At 45.9% G+C, this 22,095-nt stretch carries 24 protein-coding genes; all 24 read left to right on the plus strand.

Going from position 1 to position 22,095, the window contains the following annotated elements:
* The first annotated feature begins 7 nt into the window (after positions 1 to 7).
* The 24 genes from fliM to tsf all read left to right on the plus strand — a co-directional run bounded on the left by fliM (position 8) and on the right by tsf (position 22,070).
* Complete coding sequence (gene fliM, locus ACUUJN_RS10040; RefSeq protein WP_023988195.1) at positions 8 to 1,006, plus strand: flagellar motor switch protein FliM; 999 nt, start codon at positions 8 to 10, stop codon at positions 1,004 to 1,006.
* Positions 996 to 2,306, plus strand: a complete 1,311-nt coding sequence (gene fliY / locus ACUUJN_RS10045) for a flagellar motor switch phosphatase FliY (RefSeq protein ID WP_023988196.1) — start codon at positions 996 to 998, stop codon at positions 2,304 to 2,306. Before fliM ends, fliY begins: the two co-directional genes overlap by 11 nt.
* Positions 2,307 to 2,335: 29 nt before the next feature.
* Positions 2,336 to 2,701: a response regulator gene (locus ACUUJN_RS10050; protein ID WP_010346372.1), complete on the plus strand. Its 366-nt coding sequence runs from the start codon at positions 2,336 to 2,338 to the stop codon at positions 2,699 to 2,701.
* 12 nt (positions 2,702 to 2,713) lie between these two features.
* A complete protein-coding gene (locus tag ACUUJN_RS10055; RefSeq protein WP_023988197.1) occupies positions 2,714 to 3,247 on the plus strand; it encodes a flagellar biosynthetic protein FliO in 534 nt (177 codons plus the stop codon).
* Entirely contained in the window at positions 3,244 to 3,999 is a 756-nt protein-coding gene (fliP, locus tag ACUUJN_RS10060; RefSeq protein WP_013309901.1) for a flagellar type III secretion system pore protein FliP, read from the plus strand. The genes ACUUJN_RS10055 and fliP overlap by 4 nt, the downstream gene beginning before the upstream one ends.
* A gap of 37 nt (positions 4,000 to 4,036) precedes the next feature.
* Positions 4,037 to 4,306 (plus strand): flagellar biosynthesis protein FliQ, encoded by a 270-nt coding sequence (gene fliQ, locus ACUUJN_RS10065; RefSeq protein WP_007430038.1) that lies wholly within the window; start codon positions 4,037 to 4,039, stop codon positions 4,304 to 4,306.
* A gap of 10 nt (positions 4,307 to 4,316) precedes the next feature.
* Positions 4,317 to 5,102 carry a flagellar biosynthetic protein FliR gene (gene fliR, locus ACUUJN_RS10070; RefSeq protein WP_023988198.1) on the plus strand — a complete coding sequence of 262 codons (786 nt, stop codon included), beginning with the start codon at positions 4,317 to 4,319 and terminating at the stop codon, positions 5,100 to 5,102.
* On the plus strand, positions 5,102 to 6,214 hold the full coding sequence (gene flhB, locus ACUUJN_RS10075) for a flagellar biosynthesis protein FlhB (protein ID WP_069080945.1): 1,113 nt from the start codon (positions 5,102 to 5,104) through the stop codon (positions 6,212 to 6,214). The genes fliR and flhB overlap by 1 nt, the downstream gene beginning before the upstream one ends.
* Positions 6,215 to 6,237: 23 nt before the next feature.
* Complete coding sequence (flhA, locus tag ACUUJN_RS10080; protein ID WP_016820963.1) at positions 6,238 to 8,271, plus strand: flagellar biosynthesis protein FlhA; 2,034 nt, start codon at positions 6,238 to 6,240, stop codon at positions 8,269 to 8,271.
* Positions 8,268 to 9,710: a flagellar biosynthesis GTPase FlhF gene (flhF, locus tag ACUUJN_RS10085; protein WP_484669551.1), complete on the plus strand. Its 1,443-nt coding sequence runs from the start codon at positions 8,268 to 8,270 to the stop codon at positions 9,708 to 9,710. Before flhA ends, flhF begins: the two co-directional genes overlap by 4 nt.
* Positions 9,707 to 10,594, plus strand: coding sequence for a MinD/ParA family protein (locus tag ACUUJN_RS10090; protein WP_069080944.1), 888 nt, complete (start codon positions 9,707 to 9,709; stop codon positions 10,592 to 10,594). The genes flhF and ACUUJN_RS10090 overlap by 4 nt, the downstream gene beginning before the upstream one ends.
* A gap of 30 nt (positions 10,595 to 10,624) precedes the next feature.
* On the plus strand, positions 10,625 to 12,169 hold the full coding sequence (locus ACUUJN_RS10095) for a chemotaxis protein CheB (protein WP_484669743.1): 1,545 nt from the start codon (positions 10,625 to 10,627) through the stop codon (positions 12,167 to 12,169).
* Between the two features lie 33 nt (positions 12,170 to 12,202).
* The gene (locus ACUUJN_RS10100) at positions 12,203 to 14,299 is read left to right on the plus strand and encodes a chemotaxis protein CheA (RefSeq protein WP_023988203.1); all 2,097 of its coding nucleotides are present in this window, start codon (positions 12,203 to 12,205) and stop codon (positions 14,297 to 14,299) included.
* 62 nt (positions 14,300 to 14,361) lie between these two features.
* Positions 14,362 to 14,823 carry a chemotaxis protein CheW gene (locus ACUUJN_RS10105; RefSeq protein ID WP_007430046.1) on the plus strand — a complete coding sequence of 154 codons (462 nt, stop codon included), beginning with the start codon at positions 14,362 to 14,364 and terminating at the stop codon, positions 14,821 to 14,823.
* Between the two features lie 3 nt (positions 14,824 to 14,826).
* Positions 14,827 to 15,453: a chemotaxis protein CheC gene (locus tag ACUUJN_RS10110; RefSeq protein WP_023988204.1), complete on the plus strand. Its 627-nt coding sequence runs from the start codon at positions 14,827 to 14,829 to the stop codon at positions 15,451 to 15,453.
* A complete protein-coding gene (locus ACUUJN_RS10115) occupies positions 15,446 to 15,943 on the plus strand; it encodes a chemotaxis protein CheD (protein ID WP_010346358.1) in 498 nt (165 codons plus the stop codon). The genes ACUUJN_RS10110 and ACUUJN_RS10115 overlap by 8 nt, the downstream gene beginning before the upstream one ends.
* 2 nt (positions 15,944 to 15,945) lie before the next feature.
* Positions 15,946 to 16,359 (plus strand): hypothetical protein, encoded by a 414-nt coding sequence (locus ACUUJN_RS10120; RefSeq protein ID WP_013309910.1) that lies wholly within the window; start codon positions 15,946 to 15,948, stop codon positions 16,357 to 16,359.
* 14 nt (positions 16,360 to 16,373) lie between these two features.
* Positions 16,374 to 17,162, plus strand: a complete 789-nt coding sequence (locus ACUUJN_RS10125) for a FliA/WhiG family RNA polymerase sigma factor (protein ID WP_013309911.1) — start codon at positions 16,374 to 16,376, stop codon at positions 17,160 to 17,162.
* 44 nt (positions 17,163 to 17,206) lie between these two features.
* Positions 17,207 to 18,616: a flagellar assembly protein A gene (locus tag ACUUJN_RS10130; RefSeq protein WP_023988205.1), complete on the plus strand. Its 1,410-nt coding sequence runs from the start codon at positions 17,207 to 17,209 to the stop codon at positions 18,614 to 18,616.
* An 81-nt stretch (positions 18,617 to 18,697) separates the two neighbouring features.
* Positions 18,698 to 19,018: a hypothetical protein gene (locus ACUUJN_RS10135; RefSeq protein ID WP_023988206.1), complete on the plus strand. Its 321-nt coding sequence runs from the start codon at positions 18,698 to 18,700 to the stop codon at positions 19,016 to 19,018.
* A 41-nt stretch (positions 19,019 to 19,059) separates the two neighbouring features.
* Complete coding sequence (locus ACUUJN_RS10140) at positions 19,060 to 19,692, plus strand: hypothetical protein (protein ID WP_279830921.1); 633 nt, start codon at positions 19,060 to 19,062, stop codon at positions 19,690 to 19,692.
* Complete coding sequence (locus ACUUJN_RS10145; RefSeq protein WP_484669552.1) at positions 19,689 to 20,336, plus strand: endolytic transglycosylase MltG; 648 nt, start codon at positions 19,689 to 19,691, stop codon at positions 20,334 to 20,336. Before ACUUJN_RS10140 ends, ACUUJN_RS10145 begins: the two co-directional genes overlap by 4 nt.
* 253 nt (positions 20,337 to 20,589) lie before the next feature.
* Complete coding sequence (rpsB, locus tag ACUUJN_RS10150; RefSeq protein ID WP_013309916.1) at positions 20,590 to 21,288, plus strand: 30S ribosomal protein S2; 699 nt, start codon at positions 20,590 to 20,592, stop codon at positions 21,286 to 21,288.
* Positions 21,289 to 21,419: 131 nt separating this feature from the next.
* Positions 21,420 to 22,070 carry a translation elongation factor Ts gene (gene tsf, locus ACUUJN_RS10155; protein WP_013309917.1) on the plus strand — a complete coding sequence of 217 codons (651 nt, stop codon included), beginning with the start codon at positions 21,420 to 21,422 and terminating at the stop codon, positions 22,068 to 22,070.
* The last annotated feature ends 25 nt before the right edge of the window (positions 22,071 to 22,095 follow it).

The following is a 22,095-nucleotide window of genomic DNA, read 5'->3' on the forward strand; positions in this document are numbered from 1 at the left end:
AATAACATTGGTGGATGTACTGTCACAAGGGGAAATTGATGCCCTTTTAGCAGCTCTTTCGTCCGGTGAAATGGATGCGGAAGAACTTAAAAAGGAAGATACCCAAAAGAAAGTTCGCGCTTATGATTTTAAAAGAGCGCTTAGGTTTTCCAAGGATCATATACGGAGTCTGACGCGGATACACGAGAACTTTGCACGGTATCTGACCACATATTTTTCAGCGCAGCTTCGTACTTTTGTCCAAATTAATGTCGTTCAGGTGGAGCAGCTTCCTTATGATGAATTCATTCGCTCCATTCCAAAAATGACCATTCTAAACATTTTTGAAGCTGAACCGCTGGAAGGCCGTATGGTGCTTGAGGTTCACCCGAACGTTGCTTATGCCATGTTGGACAGGCTACTCGGAGGAACAGGTTCGGCACCGTCAAAGGTTGCTGCGTTGACCGAAATCGAGACGACGATCATGGAGCGAATTTTCAGTCGTACCTTTGATAGCCTGCAAGAGGCTTGGAAAACGGTACTAGACATTGAACCGCGCCTAGAGGCGATGGAAACAAATCCGCAGTTTATGCAGATTGTTTCGCCGAATGAAACGATTGCTCTGATTTCGCTTAGCACCAAAATTGGTGATACCACAGGGATGATTAACCTCTGTATCCCGCACGTGGTATTGGAACCCATTATGGCTAGACTGTCCACGCACCAGTGGTTTACATCCGAAAAGAAATCAAGGGCGCCCGAAGAGATCGACGCCTTGAGATTACGGGTCACCAAAGCAGAGCTCCCTATTATTGCGGAGTTGGGTGAATCCCGGATAAATGTAGCCGAGTTTCTGGGTCTTTCGGTAGGGGATGTCATTTCATTGAACAAGCCTGTCAAAGAAGGACTATCCATCCGGGTAGGCGAGAAATTGAAGTTTATGGGAAGTCCCGGCATGGTAAGAGATCGTGTTGCCGTACAAATTGATGAAATTGTCAACGAAGGAGTTGAAGAAATTGACGAGTAAAGACTATTTGTCCCAGGAGGAAATCGATGCCTTGCTGAAACAGTCTGAAGCGGGGACGGATTCTACTCCCGCCAACAAGACCGTTGACGATTTTCTGACTCCTCTGGAGCAGGATGCTCTCGGGGAAATCGGTAATATAACGTTCGGCAGCGCAGCTACGGCTCTTTCCACACTGCTCGGTCAAAAGGTGGATATTACGACACCTAAAGTTTCAATTATTACCCGTTCTGAATTTGAAACTGCATTTCCAAAGCCACACGTAGCTGTACATGTAAATTATGTCGATGGATTCGAGGGTATTAACTCACTCGTAATCAAAAAGCGTGATGCACAAGTGATAGCGGACTTAATGCTTGGTGGTGAAGGAAACCCAGTAGATGAAGAATTGAATGAAATCCACATCAGTGCCGTGCAGGAAGCGATGAACCAGATGATGGGGTCGTCGGCGACCTCTATGTCTACCATGTTTAATCGTTTTGTTAATATCTCTCCACCGGGGATTGATATTTTGGATCCTATGCACGGTGATGGAGTATCCAGTCTGCCGGATGAAGAGACGCTCATTACAGTATCCTTCCGGTTATTGATCGGGGATCTTATTGACTCTACGCTGATGCAATTGTTACCTGTTAATTTCGCCAAAAAAATGGTGAGCATCCTAATGAATGGCGGAGAGGAAGAGGAACAACCGCAAGCGTCCGCACAGCAGGTAGCTGCAACAGCAACTCCTGAAGCGCCGCAACAAGCTAGCGTTCCGCAGCAACCGCCTGCACCAGCCTATCAGCAGCCGCCTGCAGCCGCGCAGGCGCCGCAAGACCCAAGCTATGGGCAACAACCGCCAATGTATCCTCAAGACCCGGGATACGGGCAGCAGGGCGCTCCAGGCTATGGAACACCGGGTTATGGAATGCCAGCTGGTGTACCACCGCAAGCTCCTTACGGAACGCCTCATCACTACGGCGCAGTACCGGGACGTAATGTAAATGTACAACCTGTACAATTTTCTAACTTGCAGTCCGGTGCATTTGCGCAAGTGGATGAAAACAATTTAAATTTATTGATGGACATTCCCCTTAGAGTCACCGTAGAATTAGGAAGGACCCAAAAGCAAATTAAAGATATTCTGGAGCTCTCACAAGGTTCAATTATTGAACTGGACAAGCTTGCCGGGGAGCCGGTGGACATTTTGGTTAACAACAAACTGATTGCCAAGGGCGAGGTTGTCGTAATCGACGAGAACTTTGGCGTGCGTGTAACAGATATTGTAAGCCAATGGGACCGTATTCAAAAATTACAATAAAAGCATAATTTAGGGAGGATTTATTTCAGATGGCAAACCGTATTTTGATCGTGGACGATGCTGCATTTATGAGAATGATGATTCGGGACATCCTGTCCAAAAATGGATTTGAAGTAGTAGGAGAGGCCCAGGACGGATCACAGGCCATTGAAAAATTCAAGGAGCTTCGTCCGGACCTGATTACGATGGATATCACGATGCCTGAAATGGACGGCATTGCCGCTCTGAAGGAAATCAAACAAATTGACGCGAACGCAAAGGTTATCATGTGTTCCGCGATGGGTCAGCAAGCAATGGTTATTGATGCCATTCAAGCTGGCGCAAAAGATTTTATCGTTAAGCCTTTCCAATCGGATCGGGTTATCGAAGCCATCAACAAAACACTGGGTGTGTAAGGCGCACCCAGTATGGATACACAACAGGGTGCCTCTGACGCATTGAGTACATCCAGCAATATAGGCAACATTGCCTGGGTCCTTTTCGTGCTAATCTTTATCATCGTACTGATCGTGTACTTGATACGGTTTTTGAGTAAAAGAAATCAGAGCTGGTTCAGCAACCGCTCCGTTCGCATACTGGGAGGCGTGGGACTTGGTCCCAATAAATCCCTTCAGCTTGTTGAAGTTGGTAGCAGTGTGTACCTCATTGGTGTGGGAGAAGATATCCGGCTTGTTGACAAAGTATCCGATCCTGAAGAAGTGGAGCAAATTTTGGCCGCACTGGAGCAAGAAGCTTCTCTGCAGCGCGGCCCGATTGCCCCGCTATTCGCTAAAATTGCGGATAAGCTTCGCCGGAACAACGCGGCACAGCAGCAGCCTGAAGAGGAGACATCTTTTCACGAGATGTTTGAATCCAAGCTTCGGCAAATGCCGAATCGCAAGGATAAACTTGAAAAGCTGCGCAATGAGGAGAATACTACAGATCGGTCGGGAGATTCATGAGAAAAAAGATTATACTTGCATGTTTGCTGCTTGTCTTGTTCAGCTTCATTTCGGTGACGGCGGCCTCTGCGGAACCGATTCCGAACATTGATATTCAAGTCGGCAATTCGGACAAAGGACAGCCCGGTGCCACCTCGCTGTCTATTATTTTACTTATTACTGTCATTAGTGTAGCGCCGGCGTTGCTTGTACTTATGACAAGTTTTACGCGAATTGTGATTGTGCTTGGCTTTGTGCGAACTTCGCTGGGAACCCAGCAGATGCCGCCTAATCAGGTGCTTGTCGGGCTGGCTTTGTTTCTCACTTTATTCATTATGGCACCGACGTTCTCAGCTATGAATGAAACTGCACTTCAGCCGTATCTCAAGGGGGATATAACACAGTCTCAGGCGCTGGATAAGGCATCGGTACCGATCAAGACCTTTATGTTCTCTCATACACGTGAGAAGGATCTACTGCTCTTTATGAAATACACCAAGATGGAAAAACCAAAGAATTATCAGGATATTCCACTAACGGTGATGGTTCCGGCTTATGCAATCAGTGAGTTGAAGACGGCATTTCAGATGGGCTTTATGATTTTCATACCGTTTTTAGTTATAGACATTGTGGTGTCGAGTACACTCATGGCTATGGGGATGATGATGCTACCACCAGTAATGATTTCACTTCCTTTTAAAATACTGCTTTTCGTACTTGTAGATGGTTGGTATTTGGTTGTCAAATCATTGCTTCTGAGTTTTAACACATGAATACTTCATGCAAGGACAGCAATCAAGGAGGACGGCAATGACTTCGGAGTTTATTATTTCCCTGGCTGGGCAAGCGGTGTACATTGTACTCAAGGTGAGCGCTCCGATGCTGATTTTGGGGCTAGTCGTGGGTTTGATTATCAGCATTTTTCAGGCGACAACCCAAATTCAGGAGCAAACACTGGCCTTTGTTCCGAAGATTGTCGCCGTATTGCTGGCATTGCTTTTGTTCGGGCCCTGGATATTGACCACATTAGTGGACTTTACGTATAACATTCTGGACAATTTGTACAAATATATAGGTTAGGCTGAATGTTATGAACATATTGTTACAGAGTTTTCCTGTTTTTTTGCTGATTTTTTGTCGGATTACCTCATTTTTTGTAGTAGCGCCTATTTTTTCAACCCGAGGGGTACCTAATATCTTTAAGGTCGGAATTTCAGGATTTCTAGCTTTGGTCGTGTATCTTACATATGGTACGCATCAACAGGTACCGACCGATGTAGCGTATGTGCTCTTAGTGGGTCGTGAAGTGCTGATTGGGTTGTTATTGGGGTTTACTGCATATCTGTTCATGACAGCGATCCAAACCGCAGGTTCTTTTATAGACCTACAGGTGGGTTTCGGAATGGCGAGTGTGTTTGATCCCATGACAGGGGCTTCAACGCCTTTAACGGGGAATTTCAAGTTTGCCATAGCTGTATTGTTCTTTTTAAGTATAAATGGGCACCATCATCTGCTAAATGCTATCTTATACAGCTATGATTGGGTGCCGTTGACAAATGATTTTTTTGTAAAGCTGTATGGTGGCAGTGTAACTGAATTCTTGGTACGTTCTTTTGCGGAATCATTTATGCTTGCTTTTCAAATTGCTGCTCCCATTGTAGTGGCTACCTTTTTAACAGATGTGGGACTCGGTTTTTTAGCTAAAACAGCGCCACAATTCAACATTTTTGTTATTGGTGTACCTCTTAAAATTATTGTGGGACTGTTCATGTTACTGCTTCTCATGCCAAGTTTTGCTTTTATATTCGAAAGATTGTTTTCTGTGATGTTCGAATCCATGCGCAACTTGTTGGATATTATGGGTAATCGTCCTTAATGTCTGGTCTGGAGGAACGTAGTTTGTCATTTAAATATGCTATGAACCTGCAGTTGTTCTCAGGGGAAAAAACGGAAAAAGCTACACCCAAAAAGAAACAGGATGCAAGACAAAAAGGGCAGGTTGCCAAAAGCATGGAGTTGCCCGCCGCTGGTGTCCTGCTGGTTACGTTTTTTTGCCTCATGATTTTCGGCGGGTATTTTAAGGATCATGCTGTTCGACTATTTCGAGATATTTTTGTGAATCGGCTCTCTATGGAGGTAACGCCGAACACAACGCTGCTGATGATGGGCGAGTACGGCGTGCAAATCTTGATTATGCTGGCACCTATTTTTATTGGGGCTATTGTCATCGGGATAGTAGCGAATTACATGCAGATCGGTTTTTTATTAACCGGAGAGGGCATTACGCCCAAGTTTAGCAAGATTGATCCGATTAAAGGATTCAAAAATATTTTTTCCATGAGGTCATTGGTTGAATTCCTGAAATCTGTTTTAAAGATGACCGTAATTGGTTATCTGGTGTACAGCGTACTCTGGAAAACAAAGGCTGACCTACCCAAACTAGCTGAAATGTCCGGCGATCAGATGTTGGGCTTTACAGCTTCATTAACGATGGAACTGGGGCTCAAAATTGGTGTGGTGCTGTTCGTTTTAGCGGTGTTGGATTATATGTATCAACGTTACGAGCATGAGAAAAACCTGAAAATGTCCAAGCAGGACATTAAGGATGAATACAAGAAAATGGAGGGTGACCCGCTGATCAAGGGGAAAATTCGCGAGCGTCAGCGCCGTATGGCTATGCAGCGTATGATGCAGGAGGTTCCTAATGCAGATGTCATCATCACCAACCCTACGCACTTTGCTGTGGCTTTGAAATATGACGGTTCGGAGATGGAAGCGCCGCAGATTATTGCGAAAGGGCAAGATTACGTTGCACTCCGAATTAAAGAAATTGCCAAGCAAAACGGCGTAATAACGATGGAAAACAAGCCGCTGGCGCGGGCGCTGTTTCAACGAGCCGAAATCGGGGATGCGATACCAGCTGATCTGTTCCAGGCCGTTGCCGAAGTGCTGGCGTATGTATATAAATTAAAAGGTAAAGTGAAATAAAGGGATCGGAGGGCTAGAGACCCGTGAAAATAAAAGAAATAACTGTCCTTGCAGGCGTCATCGGTATCGTTCTTATGATGATTCTCCCGATCCCATCATGGCTGCTGGATATCCTACTCGTCATTAATATTTCTATTGCTTTGATGATTCTACTCGTTTCTATGAACACGAAGGAAGCATTACAGTTCTCTATTTTCCCTTCATTGTTGCTCATTACAACGTTGTTTCGATTGGCACTTAATATTTCTACAACCAAACTTATTTTAGGTGAGGGCCATGCAGGGGAAGTAGTTGCTACGTTTGGTAGTTGGATTGCAGGAGGGCAAATTGCCGTCGGTTTTGTTGTCTTTCTCATTCTCGTGGTCGTACAGTTCATTGTTATCACCAAGGGATCTGAGCGGGTTGCTGAGGTAGGCGCACGGTTTACGTTGGATGCGATGCCGGGTAAACAAATGAGTATTGATGCTGATCTGAATGCAGGTTTGATCAATGAGCAGCAAGCCCGTGAACGACGCAGTAAAATCGAACGGGAAGCAGATTTTTACGGAGCGATGGATGGTGCGAGTAAATTCGTTAAAGGTGATGCCATTGCTAGTATTATCATTTTGATCATTAACTTGGTCGGTGGCTTTATTATCGGTATGGCCGTTCAGGGAAAAGGATTTCAAGAGGCGCTGTCGACTTATTCTGTCCTCACCATCGGTGACGGACTGGTCAGCCAGATTCCCGCACTGCTCATATCCACGGCGTCAGGCTTGATTGTTACGCGGGCTACGTCGGATGGCAACTTGGCGGAGGATTTAACTGGACAGCTCTTTTCTTATCCAAAACTGATCTACATTGTGGCAGCCACAATTGCATTATTGGGACTTTTCACACCTATTCATATCATTACAACTCTTCCACTGGCGATACTGCTGTTTTTCGCGGCTCGAAGAATGCAGGGCAATATGGAGCGCAAGCAGATAGCCGATGAACAGCTGGAAGAGGAGCAACAAATTGAAGAAGTCCGTAGTCCGGAAAGTGTCATTAATCTGCTTCAAGTAGATCCAATTGAATTTGAATTTGGATACGGGTTAATTCCGCTGGCGGATACACAGCAGGGCGGGGATTTATTGGATCGGATTATTATGATCCGTCGTCAATGTGCTTTGGAGCTGGGTTTGGTTGTGCCGGTCATTCGTATTCGGGACAACATTCAGCTCAAGCCTAACGAGTATGTAATTAAAATTAAAGGTAATACCGTGGGCGGCGGAGAGCTTCTGTTAAATCATTACCTGGCTATGAGTCCAGGATACGACGATGATTCTATTACAGGAATCGAAACGACGGAACCAGCCTTCGGATTGCCTGCGCTCTGGATTGATGAGAACACCAAGGATGTTGCGGAACTATCGGGTTATACCGTAGTTGATCCACCTTCAGTTGTAGCTACTCATCTTACGGAGACAATCAAGAAACATGCTCATGAGTTGCTTGGCAGACAGGAAACACGGTCGCTGGTCGACAATCTCAAAGAGAATTATCCAGTGCTGGTGGACGACCTTATTCCTTCTGTGCTTGCGATTGGGGATGTACAAAAAGTGCTGGCCAAGCTGTTGAAAGAAAAAATCTCCATTCGCGATATGGTGACTATTTTCGAAACATTAGCTGACTACGGCACTTATACAAAAGATCCCGACGTGCTGACTGAATATGTCCGTCAGGCGTTGTCCCGCCAGATTACGCAGCAATTTGCCCAACAAGGGGAGACGTTACGCGTTATTACAGTGGGACCAGGATTGGAGAAGAAAATTGCTGAAAGCGTGCAACAGTCGGAGCAAGGTAGCTACTTGGCTCTTGATCCAGTGTCTACGCAAACGGTGTATCAAAGAATGATGGAGCAAATCAACCGCCTTATTCAATCTGGACAGCAGCCTATTGTGTTAACGTCACCGACAATTCGTATGTATTTGCGGCAAGTGATGGAGCGGACGATGCAGGATGTCCCGGTGCTGTCGTACAGTGAGCTGGAGCCGAACGTTGAAATTCAAAGTGTCGGGGTGGTGAACTTATGAGAGTGAAACGATATGTAGTGGATACCATGCCAGAAGCTATGCTGCAAATCAGGGGTGACTTAGGAACAGACGCCGTCATTTTAAGTACAAAGGAAATGAAGGTCGGCGGTTTCATGGGAATGTTCAGTAAAAAGAAAATCGAAGTGGTTGCTGCGGTAGAGGAGAAGCAACCTCAAAAGCCACGACGGTTTGGAACCTCTTCACAAGAACTTGCCCAGGCAGCTTCACCTCTAATGAACGCTCCTGAACAGCCAGAAAAATCATTTATGCCTGTGGTTCCCAGACAAGCTGCTCCAGAAGCTTATCGTCGGGTAACGCAGATGACGGGTGGTTCCAAAGAAGAACAAGCTGAATTAACGATTAATGAAGAACAAGCTGCTTCAGCAACTGAGCATTTGTCATCTAGGTCTGCAAATAATCTGGAGACTATATCTCAAGCACTTGATCATGAAGCATTGCTTTCGAACATGAAATCATCCAGTGAACTGTTTAAACAGCCCATTGAAGTAAGTGCTCCAGATAAGAGCGGAGTAGAGGAAAATCAGGCTCTGCTTAATGAATTGCGGGAAATGAAAGCCATGATGACTCGGTTTTCCCGAAATTCTTCATTGGAAAGTACTTGGCCGGAGCCGTTGCAAGAGATTTGTGAGCGTGTACTGGAGCAGGAAGTGGAACGTGATTTACTGGAGTATTGGCTCGAACAGGTATATGTGCGTCGGAGTGAGCACCCTTTTGCGCCTGAAACTTTTGATTGGGAACAAGCCTTTCGTGAGGAAGTGGCCAGTTTTATTCAGACAAGACTGGACAAAGGGATCTCTAAAGATACCAAAATTGTGTATGTGGCAGGTCCTACCGGAGTAGGGAAAACGACAACCATTGCCAAGTTAGCAGCAGAGCAGTTGTTTAAGCATCATCGCAAAGTTGGATTTATTACTTCTGACACGTACCGGATTTCAGCCGTCGAGCAACTGCGTACATATGCTACGATTTTGAATGTACCGCTTGAAGTTGTGCAATCTCCTGGTGACGTCCATAGAGCCATTCAACGTCTGGAACATTGTGACCTGATCCTCATGGATACCGCAGGACGAAATTATCGTAATGAATTACTTGTTTCGGAACTGCAAAGTCTGCTTTCGCCTATTAATGAAAGTGAGACGTATCTGGTACTCAGTCTGACATCCAAAAGTAAAGATATGCTCAATATAACTGGACATTTCAGTAAGTTTGGTCTTGGTAAGGTTGTATTTACTAAGATGGACGAGACAGGTAGCTGTGGTGGGATGTTTAACCTTTTACATCATTTTCCGATGCAGCTGGCCTATATTACCAATGGACAAAATGTTCCTGACGACCTGCTTCATCCCGATGCAGAAATGGTGACAAGCATGCTGCTTGGACCCAAAGCATCAACAGGAGTTAACGGAGATTCCATATGAGTGACCAAGCCCAATCACTTAGACAAATGGCTTCTTCCTTGGATAAATATCGATTGCCCCCACGTAATCGTCAAGCGAAAATTATAACGATCACCAGTGGTAAAGGCGGGGTGGGCAAATCCAATTTTACGCTGAACTTTGCTCTGGCTCTGCAAACCTTTGGTCGAAAGGTACTTGTGTTTGATGCTGATATAGGTATGGCCAATATTGATGTATTAATGGGAGCCAATTCACAATACAATCTTCTTCACCTGCTAAAACGAGAGAAATCAATTGATGAAATTATTCAAACGGGTGTAGGTGGTTTGCCTTATATTGCTGGAGGATCGGGCTTGAGCGAATTGTTTACGTTATCGGATAACGATCTGAATTATTTTGCCGAAGAAGTAGAGAAAATGGCGGCAGATATGGATTACATTCTATTTGATACAGGTGCAGGTTTATCCAAAGAAAACCTTAAATTCATCACTTCAGCTGACGAATGCCTGGTCGTAACCACACCGGAACCGACGTCCTTAACAGATGCGTATGCGCTAATTAAAGTCGTCAGCGGGTTACAAAAGGATACGGTATTCAAAATTATAGTCAATCGTGCCGATAACGATAATGAGGCCCGTCAAGTTGCCGATAAGATCGCACTGGTTGCGAAACGCTTTTTGGAGATCGAAATCCCGTTGCTTGGACATATCAGTGATGATACTCATGTCATGCAAGCAGTCAAAAGGCAAGTACCTTTTATGGTTGCTTTTCCGGGATGTGCGGCTTCAAGAGATGTATTGAATCTGGCACACCGTTTTGCAGCAATGCCACAGATTCCGCAATCAGGTGCATTGAGTGGAATTAAAGGGTTTATGCAAAAATGGTTGCGGCGTTCTGTACATTGATTTTGATGAGAGGAAACAGAGGTGTTTAACATGTGTGCTTACCAGGTGCTGGTTGTAGATGATTCGGCCTTTATGCGCAAAATTATTACAGATTTAATTGTAAGGGATGAGTCGTTCAACATCGTAGGTACAGCCGCCAATGGCAAAGAGGCTGTAGAGAAAGTGAAGGAATTGCAGCCCGATTTGGTCACCATGGATGTCGAGATGCCTGAAATGAATGGTCTTGAAGCATTGCCATTGATTATGGCAGCCCATCCGCTACCTGTTATTATGCTGTCAGGCATTAATGAACAAGGTATGAAGGAGACCATCATGGCTCTGGAGGCAGGAGCTTTCGATTTTATAAGAAAGCCTTCCATTGCTCATGCGCAAGATATTGAGCAAGTGAGCAAGGCGCTGCTGGAACAGATGCACACTGCTATGCAAGCAGTGCGGAGCCGCCTGGAACGCAAGGAAGCTAATGAGCGCAAAGCTGCATTGGAACAAGCGGAGAAAACGCCACAGGAAAAGCCTCCAGGACAGGCTGTGACTGAGAAACGAACAGGCAGTCAAGCTTCGACAGACAAGCCTCCTGTTGTTCCGCTTGCTCCTTCACCTGCTGTATCAGCTCAGCCGAAGCGTGATGCGGGCAAGTCCGTCCCGGCAACAGCCAAGCAGGAAACTAAACGACAACAGTCTGGAACATCTGTTACAGCGGGGCGCATAGAACAGCCAGGTGCTCAGCCAAGCAAGTCAGTCCAAGCACCTACTGTTCAGAAGAAGGAAGACTTGTCCAAGGGGATGGGACGAACACCAGGGCAACTAAACAGTTCTAATACGGCCGCTGGCAAATCGCTGCATGGTAAGGATAAAGCAGGGCTGGTTAAGCCGGAGCCCCGTAAGACGGTGATTTCATCAGCTACGCCTACTCCTGCGGCTGCTACGCCTCCAGTAACGGCACCTACAGTTCCTGCCACATCTAAGGGATTTTCTCTTAAAAAAGGTGTGCACACGTCCAGCTTTCGCAAACTGGTGGCGGTGGGATGTTCTACGGGCGGCCCGCGGGCGCTTAAGACGCTGTTGGAACGCATTCCTGGTGATTTTCCTGCTCCAATCGTTATCGTTCAGCATATGCCGCCAAACTTCACTCGTTCGCTGGCACAACGCTTAAACACGTTAAGTCCACTCCGAGTTGTGGAGGCTGAGCAGGGAATGACGCTGGAGACTGGAACGGCCTACATTGCCCCAGGGGGATATCAACTAAGAATTGTGCCAGGAGCCGGTGGTAAATACACTGTGTCACTGAAGATGGAGGAAGCTCGCAATGGTCACCGTCCTTCCGTAGATACGATGTTTGAATCGTTGCTCTCGTTAACCTCGTTGGAGCGGCATCTAGTATTGCTCACTGGAATGGGGAGCGACGGGGCCAAAATGATGAAAAAGCTTTATGATGCTGGGGTACAATCCACATTTGCTGAAAATGAGGAAACTTGTGTAGTGTACGGAATGCCCCGCTCAGCAGTAGAGTTAAAATGTGTGCGTCACCTTCTGCCAATGCAGGAGATCGCCCCCAAGCTTGTACAAGTTGTGAAATAATCGGAGTGTAACTCATGGAGGAGGTGTCTCACAATGGACATGAACCAATATTTAAACATGTTTATTGATGAGTCGAATGATCATCTGCAATCTCTTAACGAAAAAATGCTTCAACTGGAAAGCAATCCAACCGATCTAGGCATCGTTCAGGTGATTTTCCGTTCTGCCCATACCCTCAAGGGAATGGCTGCTACGATGGGGTTTGAAGACCTAGCATCGCTCACTCACCAAATGGAAAACGTTCTTGATCTGGTACGTAACAACAAGCTGGCGATGCATGAATTTATATTCGATACCTTATTTAAAGGATTGGATGCTTTGGAGTCCATGGTGCAGCACATTACAGAGGGAGGCGACGGAAAAGCGGATGTCTCCTCTATTGTATCTTCACTACAATCCATCGTGAGCGGGGATTTCCAAAAGTCTGGCGCAAATGCTGCCACTGAGGAGTCTCCATCTAAAAAAGTGGACAAAAACGATAGTGCTGGGCTTGTCTTGGATCAGTTCCAGTATTCTGTACTGGAGCAATCTATTTCTGAAGGACATCGTGTTCACTATATACAGGTAACAATCAGCTCAGAGAGCCAGTTGAAGGCGGCACGTGCTTTTATGGTGTTCAATACGCTGGAAAACTCTGGTGAAATCGTCAAGGCCTATCCGTCGGTACAGGATATTGAGCAGGAGAAATTCGAGCAAAGCTTCTCGTTATATTACATAACGCAGAAAGAAGTTGGGGAGCTGGAAAAGGAAATCGCGGGTATCTCTGAAATTGAGACTGTCTCAGTGGTACAACTAGATCAGGAATCGCTTAAACAAATGAGCGAAGTTACTGCTGGACTGGCTGAGACTGCTGCAGTACAGGAAGCTCCTGTTGCCGTGCAACCACCTGCTCCTTCCCAGCCGCAGTCTCCAGCTGCGGCCTCTGTGGCTAAGCCAGCTGCAGGTAAGGCGCCAGCAGCTAAGGCAGCTGCGCCTACGCATAACCGTACGATTCGTGTAGATATTGAACGTCTGGATGTACTTATGAACTTATTTAGCGAGTTGCTTATTGACCGTGTGCGGTTAGAGCAGTTGGCAAGTGAAGCTTCCAATCCAGCACTGACAGAAACCGTAGAGCACATGAGTCGTGTGAGCAGCGATTTGCAAAACGTCGTTCTTAAATTGCGGATGGTACCAGTAGATACTGTTTTCAATCGTTTTCCGCGTATGGTGCGCGATCTGGCCAAATCGCTGGATAAAAAACTTGATTTGGTTATTACTGGAGCAGAGACTGAAATGGACCGCACTGTTATCGACGAAATTGGCGATCCTCTGGTGCATTTGCTTCGTAACTCCGTGGATCATGGCATTGAGTCGGTAGCCGATCGGATAGCAGCTGGTAAACCTGAGACAGGAACGGTTAACTTGCGTGCTTTCCATAGCGGAAATAACGTATTCATCGAGATTGAAGATGACGGAAATGGTATTAATCGCGATAAGGTACTAAACAGTGCTATTTCTAAAGGGATTTTGACGGCAGAGCAGGCAGCGGTCATGACCGACGAGGAAGCCTATCAGGTATTGTTTGCTCCGGGCTTTAGCACAGCTGCAGTCATTTCAGACGTATCAGGACGCGGTGTCGGTTTGGACGTTGTTAAATCCAAAATCACCGCTTTGGGTGGCAATGTTACGGTTCACTCTACACTGGGCCAAGGCACTAATTTCTCTGTGCAATTGCCGCTGACCCTATCCATTATTGCAGCCATGATGATACAGATCGGTTCTGAAAAATATGCGATTCCATTGTCCTCCATTGTGGAAACTGCGATCGTCAAACGGACACAAATTCGTTCTGTACATGGCAATAAAATGATTGCTTTCCGCGATTCTCATATCCCGCTCATCTCCTTGAGTCAGCTGTTTGAGGTACCGGACTTCAATGAAGATGAAGAAGAAGAGACAGAGGTCGTGGTCATCCGCAAGGGAGACCGTCTGGCAGCTCTTTCCGTACAGGACTTTTTGGGGCAAAGTGAAATTGTCCTTAAAAATCTGGGCAAATACCTTCCAAACATCCAAGGAATTTCAGGCGCCACGATTCTGGGTGACGGTCAGGTTGCTTTGATCATTGACCCGAATGTTTTCATTAAATAATGTCTTCATCAGAAATGAAAGAAATGTGAAGTTGCTGACATCAATAAGGAGGGTTTTTAGACATGGGAGAAGAAATTAAAGTTATCGTATTTAAGCTTGGTGAAGAGGAATACGGTGTTGAAGTAGAAAAAGTCCAATCTATTGAACGCATGGTGCCGATTACACGGGTTCCAAGAACCTACGATTTTGTTAAAGGCGTATTCAACATGAGAGGCGTAGTCATTCCGGTTATTGATCTTCGTGGCCGATTTGGATTGCCTGAAGCTGAATATACCGATCAAACTCGCATCATTATCGTTGCAGTGGGTGAAATGCAAGTCGGCTTTATCGTTGACTCAGCGAATGACGTTATTGACCTGAATACTGACAATATCGAGACACCACCGGAAGTGATTGGCGGAGTTAAGGCTAAATACCTTCGCGGAGTTGCTAAAATTGGTGAAGAGCGCTTGTTGATTATGCTGAACTTGTCCGAAGTCCTGAATCGTAGCGAGATGAACCAACTGGAAGGCTTAGAGGATTAACATATGGAAAATCTCGGAAATCTTGAAGACTTCAAGTTGGATGTGTTGAAAGAAGTCGGCAACATTGGCTCGGGGAACGCTGCTACAGCGCTCTCCCGGCTTCTCAATAAACCGGTCGATATGGGTGTCCCCAAAGTACAAATGCTGCCCTTTGAGGAAATTGCCGAGAAAGTCGGCGGCTATGAGCAACTTGTTGTTGCAATATTTTTTAGGGTAGAAGGGGAAGCCCCCGGGAATCTATTCTTCATATTGCAGCCTCAGGCGGCAAAAAGCTTACTTTCCCGTTTGGCGAATATTCCTTCAGATGACGAGGACAGTTTTAACGAAATGGAGCACTCAGCCCTGTCGGAGATCGGAAACATTTTAGCGGGCTCATACCTGTCTTCGCTGGCAGACTTTACGCGTTTATCTATGTATCCAACAGTCCCTGCGCTGGCGTTGGACATGGCAGGAGCAATTCTCAGCTATGGACTGCTGCAGTTTGGGCAGATGGGGGATGCTGCATTATTGATTGACACATCGTTTCTGGAAGGGCAGAATCAGATAGAGGGTCAATTTTTCCTGATTCCTGATCCAGAATCGTTCGGGAAAATCTTTAGGTCGTTAGGAGTCCCGATGAACGATGATTGAGGATAAAAGCATCATTAAAGTCGGTATGGCTGACTTAAATGTTACCAGTAACCCGAACTCGATTCGCACGACAGGACTTGGCTCCTGCGTCGGATTGACTCTCTACGATCCTCATTTGAAATTGGCAGGTATGGCACATGTGATGCTACCATCCTCGGATATTGCACGTGAAGGGCAACTGAATATTGCTAAATACGCCGATACGGCGCTGCCCGAGTTATTTGAGCGGATGCTGAAATTGGGTGCTGAACGACGCAGGCTGATTGCCAAAATGGCAGGGGGAGCGCAGATGTTCGCCTTTGCTGGTAGTGGAGACACCATGCGGATTGGTCCACGTAATGTAGAATCATGCAAGGAAATGCTCGTAGATCTCGGCATTCCTTTGATTGCGGAGGACACAGGTGGCAATTATGGACGAACGATTGAGTTGGACTCTGAAACTGGCGTTTTGAATATTCGAAGCGTACAAAAAGGTGTAAAGGAATTATAAACATGTTATTTGGCAGCTTACGCATTAATCTTTGGTCTGGAGTAGTCGGATTTATTCTGACTTTTGTGTTGTCCGTTGGCAGCAATCTGCTGACCACGAGCTTAATTCGTGGCTTGATCGCCTTCGTTTTTTGGTTCCTACTTGCATTTGTGCTGCGCTGGACACTAGGTGTTGTGGCGCGGCCAGATCTGGGGAATGCCCAAAGCCGGGCAAGCTCTCAGGTAGATGGCGTAGGGGGGAACCTGGACCTGACGACACCAGACGAAAATGAAGACCTGAATGAATTGCTGAAACCGAAACCAGAGCAGACGGACGAGGGGAATAATGGTTTCGCACCTTTAAACCCACCTAAGCTGGTTTCCAACAAGGACCCTGAAGAATTGGCCAAGGCCGTTCGTCACCTGACAGACAAATAAGGAGGGTGAAGCCGATGAACGAGCGAAAAGCCGCTCATTTAAACCATTCCGAACTATGGGAACAATGGAAAGAACACGGTGACAAGGAAGCAAAAAAACAGTTAATTGAAAAGTATCTCCATATTGTGGAATATGTGTCAGGCCGTCTTGCAGTAGGCTTGCCTAAAAATGTATCCAAGGATGATCTGGCGAGTAATGGCGTTATGGGTTTGATTGACGCTTTAGAGAAATTTGACTATGAGCGTGGTTTGCAGTTTGAGACCTATGCTTCTTGGCGTGTTCGTGGAGCGATTTTGGATGGTCTTCGTCAAGGGGATTGGGTTCCTCGTTCAGTTAGGGAAAAAGCGAAAAAAATCGAGGATGCCTACCAGCATTTGGAACAAAGATATCTACGCACGGTAAGCGACGAAGAGATGAGTCATTATTTGGACGTTTCTGAGAAAGAGTTTCAAAATATGATCCAGGAGGTCGCCGTTATGTCGATTGTCTCACTGGAGGACCCGATCCGCGAAGAGGAATCGGAAACACGGCTTTCCCTTTTGGTGGACGAGAAGGCGAAAAATCCGGATCATAAGGTCAATGAATTTACACTTCGTGATGCCCTTGCACAAGGCATTGATAAATTGACTGAAAAAGAACGTATCGTTGTTTCTTTATTGTATTACGAGGATTTGTCACTCAGTGAAATCGCTGAGGTCATGTCGCTATCTCCATCGCGAATTTCACAGTTGCATTCCAAAGCAATATTACGTCTGAGAGCGACATTGGACAAACAACGGGATTTGCTAATGCGTAAAGATTAACGTACGGGAGGTTACAGTAACAGTTAGACGGAAGGAGCACCCTTGTGGAGAAGCAATATGCTTTGGACCAGTTTTTAAAAGTGGTTGTCTCACCTGACAAACAAACCGCCTACTTGGAGTTTGCCAAACGTGAAGAAGGCTTTGCCTGTTCTGTGGAAGAATTAGAGCGTTTTCTAAGCAACCAAAAAATATCCTACGGTTTAATGACCGATGCAATTCGTGTATTTGCGGCAAGTCCGGAAGATCATTTCTTCGGAAAATTACTGATTGCTCAGGGAAAGCAGCCGATCCATGGCACAGACGGAAAAATTAATCTGGCTGATATTGTGACTGGCGAAGATGCACATAAGCCGCTTGAAACCGTGGATGGACGGGTGGATTATAAAGAATTAACTCGTTTAAGAAATGTAAAACGTGGTCAACTGATTGCCGAACGGGTTGATCCTGTGCCGGGTGTACCGGGGATTGCTGTAACCGGAGAGGAAATTCCTTTTCTTCCAGGTAAAGAGGCGCGTTTTAAAGTCGGAAAAAATGTAGTGATCCATCCAGAAGGTGTTGCGATGTATGCGGCTATTGACGGACTGGTGACTACGACTGAAAAGGGCAAACTTAATGTATTCCCTGTATATGAAGTGAACGGGGACGTCGATTATAGTGTCGGTAACATTGATTTTGTTGGAACCGTCGTCATTCGTGGGAATGTCTTGACTGGTTTTCGTGTTCGGGCGGCTGGCGACATTCGTGTCATCGGTGGTGTGGAAGGCGCTGAAATTGAGGCGGAAGGTTCAGTGGAAATCAGTGGCGGTATTATCGGATACCATAAGGGGTTCGTGAAAGCTGCACAAAATGTCAAATGCTCATTCATACAAGATGGTAACGTGATTGCCGGAGGCGATATACTTGTATCCCAGAGCATCATGCATTCCCAGATTAAAGCGAGTGTAAATGTACTCTGTGAGGGGACCAAAGGGCTTATCGTAGGTGGCAGTGTACAAGCTGGTAAAAAGGTAGTGGCTCGTACCATCGGTAATACGATGTCCACAGCTACTGTTATCGAAGTTGGTGTGCTTCCCGAACTGCGCGATGAACTGACAGAACTCCGCGCACGTTTGAAGCAGCAGACAGACAGTCAGGATAAAACGAATAAGGCTCTTACCATATTGGATCAGCTTGCCGCCGCCGGACAGCTTGCACCTGAAAGAATGGCTATGCGAATCAAGCTGACATCTACTAAAAAGTCTAATGAACAGGAGCTTTTGGAAACCAAGTCCAGAATGCTTGAAATTGAACGAACATTAGAGGATACAAGCCGCGCACGGGTAGAAGTGAAAAATGTAATTTACGGTGGCTCTAAAATAGTTATCGGCAGATATACAAAATTCATTAAAGATTCAGTGGAAAGAATGGCGTTTTATTATCACGAAGGAGACATCAGCATGTCCTCCTACGTGTAATTCGGCACACTGAAAAACAACATTCAACATTGTATTCCTTGGAAGACAGAACGGATGCCCAATCGGAAAGGGTGTGGTCCAATGAGCTTGAAGGCTGTTGAATTGCAAATTGCCGTACCTCGCACCAGCGAAGCAGGAAAATACCAAAGTGAGTCCCAGCAGCGGCCGATGAATGATCAAGCATTGCTTGGACAAAAGGCCGCGTTGGAGACGGAAAACATGCGTCAGCGAAGCAGTGCCGTAGACCAGTCTGCGGAAACATTCGTCGGTGAGCGGCAAACAGGAGGGCAGAGCAGAGATTCTTCCCAGCAGAGCCGCTCTCGCTCAGATGAGTCTGAGCTACCTAAGGAGCATCCGGCAGAGCATCCGTTCAAGGGACACCATATTGATTTTTCGCTCTGATCCGACAGGTGGAGAAGCGTTATTAAAGGAGACGATGGGCAGTGGATCAACCATGGATTTATATTGTTCTGCTGGGCGCCGCAGCTGTTGTCTACGCCTGGCTTCTGCCTAAGCGTCAGCCAAGCCGGGGAACAGAAGAGGCCGTCGTCCAAAAGGTCGAGGCCACATTGGAGCAATATATGGCCGATATTGAAAACGATAATGACGAGTTGATTGAGCTCGTTTCGGGTATGAAGCAAGAGCATACAGTTAAACAGGCGGCATTACAGGAGCAATTAGCTGAGCTTCGGAGCCGTATCGTGGAGCTTGAGCGTCAGGCTATGTTTGCGACTGTCTCTATGCAAACCGAGCCTGTATCTAAGGAAATACAACATACAGCTACTTCTCATCAGGCAGCGGTTGCATACGGTCAATTTCAAAGTCCGCAACCTGGAATGTCTGTGCAGGAAGGCTACTTTGGTTCAGAAGCTCCCCTCATAACTATGGAGGAGCAGACGGTATTACAAGACCCTGAAACTGAGCAGGAAGCAGAGTCCATCCGTGATCGTTATCAAGAGTTGTTTGCGCTGCATGAGCAAGGCAAGTCGGTGGACTATATAGCCAAGCAATCAGGCATTCAACGGGGTGAAGTACAGCTCATATTGCAACTCGCGGAGCGGGAGGATGTAACGTGATCAAAAACCGTTCATTTATGCTAGGCATGGGTACTGGTCTGATAACGGGGGCATTGCTGTTGCAACTGGCAATGATCGGTCAGGGACAATCGCAGCAATCTTCAATAGACCCGAAAGACATGACGCGAGAGCAGTTAGAAAAGGCAGCAGCCGAATTAAGTCTTCAGATTAATGACAGTTCTGATCCGAAAATGACAGAAGAGGAATGGCGTAATAAGGTGATTAAGGAAGGCAACAAAAATCCGGTTGCACCCCAAAAGGCTAAACCAGCTCAAACGCCTTCAACACCAAAGGCACCTGCAAACAGCACATCCTCGGCTACGTCTAAACCTTCGACTAGCACATCGGTTCCACAAAGTCCGAATAAGCCGCAAACTCAAAGAGCTGGCACTACAACGACTCCCAATATCCCCAAGCAGCCTGCCACCCCACAAGTGCAGTATAGCATTGCATCGGGAAGCAATTTGAGAAGTGTGGCATCAGGATTGCAACGGGCAGGGGTCGTATCTGATGCTAGTGCATTTGAGGCAGCAGCTAAGGCTCAAAAAATCAATACCAAAATTCGTACTGGTACCTATCAGTTTGCTAAGGGTGAGGATTTCAGTTCTATCATTACTAAAATTACGAAAAAGCCGTCCAACTGACCAGACTGGGAAGTGGGCGGCTTTTATTCTTGCTGACAAGTTCGATGAGAGGCGTAAAACGTCACATCTTGCGTTGTTCCAACTATTGTCGAAAAGTTGGTTGCAACGATGCAAGTGTTATGGTATATTAATTGACGGTGTTAAAAACGCACGTCGGTTAATTTTATAAAGGGTGCTTTCTAATGGAAAGTCTTTATGAAAAATGATGTCGGCGGAGGACACACAAAAAACCAAACTTAGGAGGTGCGTGAAGATGGCAGTAATCTCCATGAAACAGCTTTTGGAAGCTGGGGTTCACTTTGGTCACCAAACACGTCGCTGGAACCCGAAAATGGATCGTTATATCTTCACTGAAAGAAACGGTATTTACATCATTGACTTGCAAAAGACAGTGAAAAAGGTTGAGGAAGCTTACAACTTCGTAAAAAGCATTGCAGCTGAGAATGGTACAATTCTGTTCGTAGGCACGAAGAAACAAGCACAAGATTCCGTTAAAGAAGAAGCAGCACGCGCTGGTCAATTCTACATTAACCAACGTTGGTTGGGTGGTACGCTGACTAACTTCCAAACGATTCAAAAACGTATTGACCGTTTGAAACAACTGGAAGCTTGGGAAGAAGATGGTACATTCGCAGTTCTTCCTAAAAAAGAAGTTATCATTCTTCGCAAAGAAAAAGATCGTCTTGAAAAATTCTTGGGCGGTATCAAAAACATGAAGGGCCTTCCAAGTGCTCTGTTCATCATTGATCCACGTAAAGAACGTATCGCGGTTGCTGAAGCTCGCAAATTGGGTATCCCAATCGTAGGTATCGTTGATACAAACTGCGATCCAGACGAAATCGACTATGTTATCCCAGGTAATGACGACGCAATCCGCGCTGTTAAATTGCTGACAGGTAAAATGGCTGATGCAGTTATGGAAGCAAACCAAGGCGAAGAAACTACAGCATAATATTTCCATTAGGAAATACCTATATGAATTAAATGAAAAGGGTGGTTGGCAGGTGTATAACCTCTCACTACCCTTTTTTTAAGGAATAAAGCACGGTATACCACTGAAAATCAAATTTGGAGGGAAATAATATGGCAGTTAATGCTAGCGCAGTAAAAGAGCTTCGTGAAAAAACAGGCGCAGGAATGCTAGATTGTAAAAAAGCGCTTGAAGAAGCAAACGGTGATTTGACAAAAGCGGTTGAAGTTCTGCGCGAAAAAGGACTTGCAGCTGCAGCCAACAAAGCAGGTCGTATTGCTACTGAAGGTGTTGTTGAATCCTACATTCATGCTGGCGGCCGTATCGGCGTACTGGTAGAAGTAAACTGCGAAACAGACTTCGTAGCTAAAACAGACCAGTTCAGAGATTTTGTACGCGACATTGCAATGCATATCGCTGCATCGAACCCTCGTTATGTCCGTCGTGAAGAAGTGCCACAGGAAGAAATCGAAAAAGAAAAAGAAATCCTGAAAGCACAAGCTCTGAACGAAGGTAAACCAGAGAAAATCGTTGAGAAAATGGTTGAAGGCCGCATTGGTAAGTTCTATGAAGAGTTCTGTTTGCTGGAGCAATCTTTCATCAAAGATCCGGACAAAACAATCTCCACGCTTATCAACGAAAAAATCAGTACAATTGGCGAAAACATCTCCCTGCGTCGCTTTGTTCGTTTTGAACTGGGTGAAGGTTTGGAGAAAAAAGAAGACAACTTCTACGAAGAAGTTATGTCTCAAGTGAAACAATAATTACCAACGAACGGTAATTGCATAT

The sequence above is a fragment of the Paenibacillus sp. LRG-1 genome (assembly GCF_057220305.1).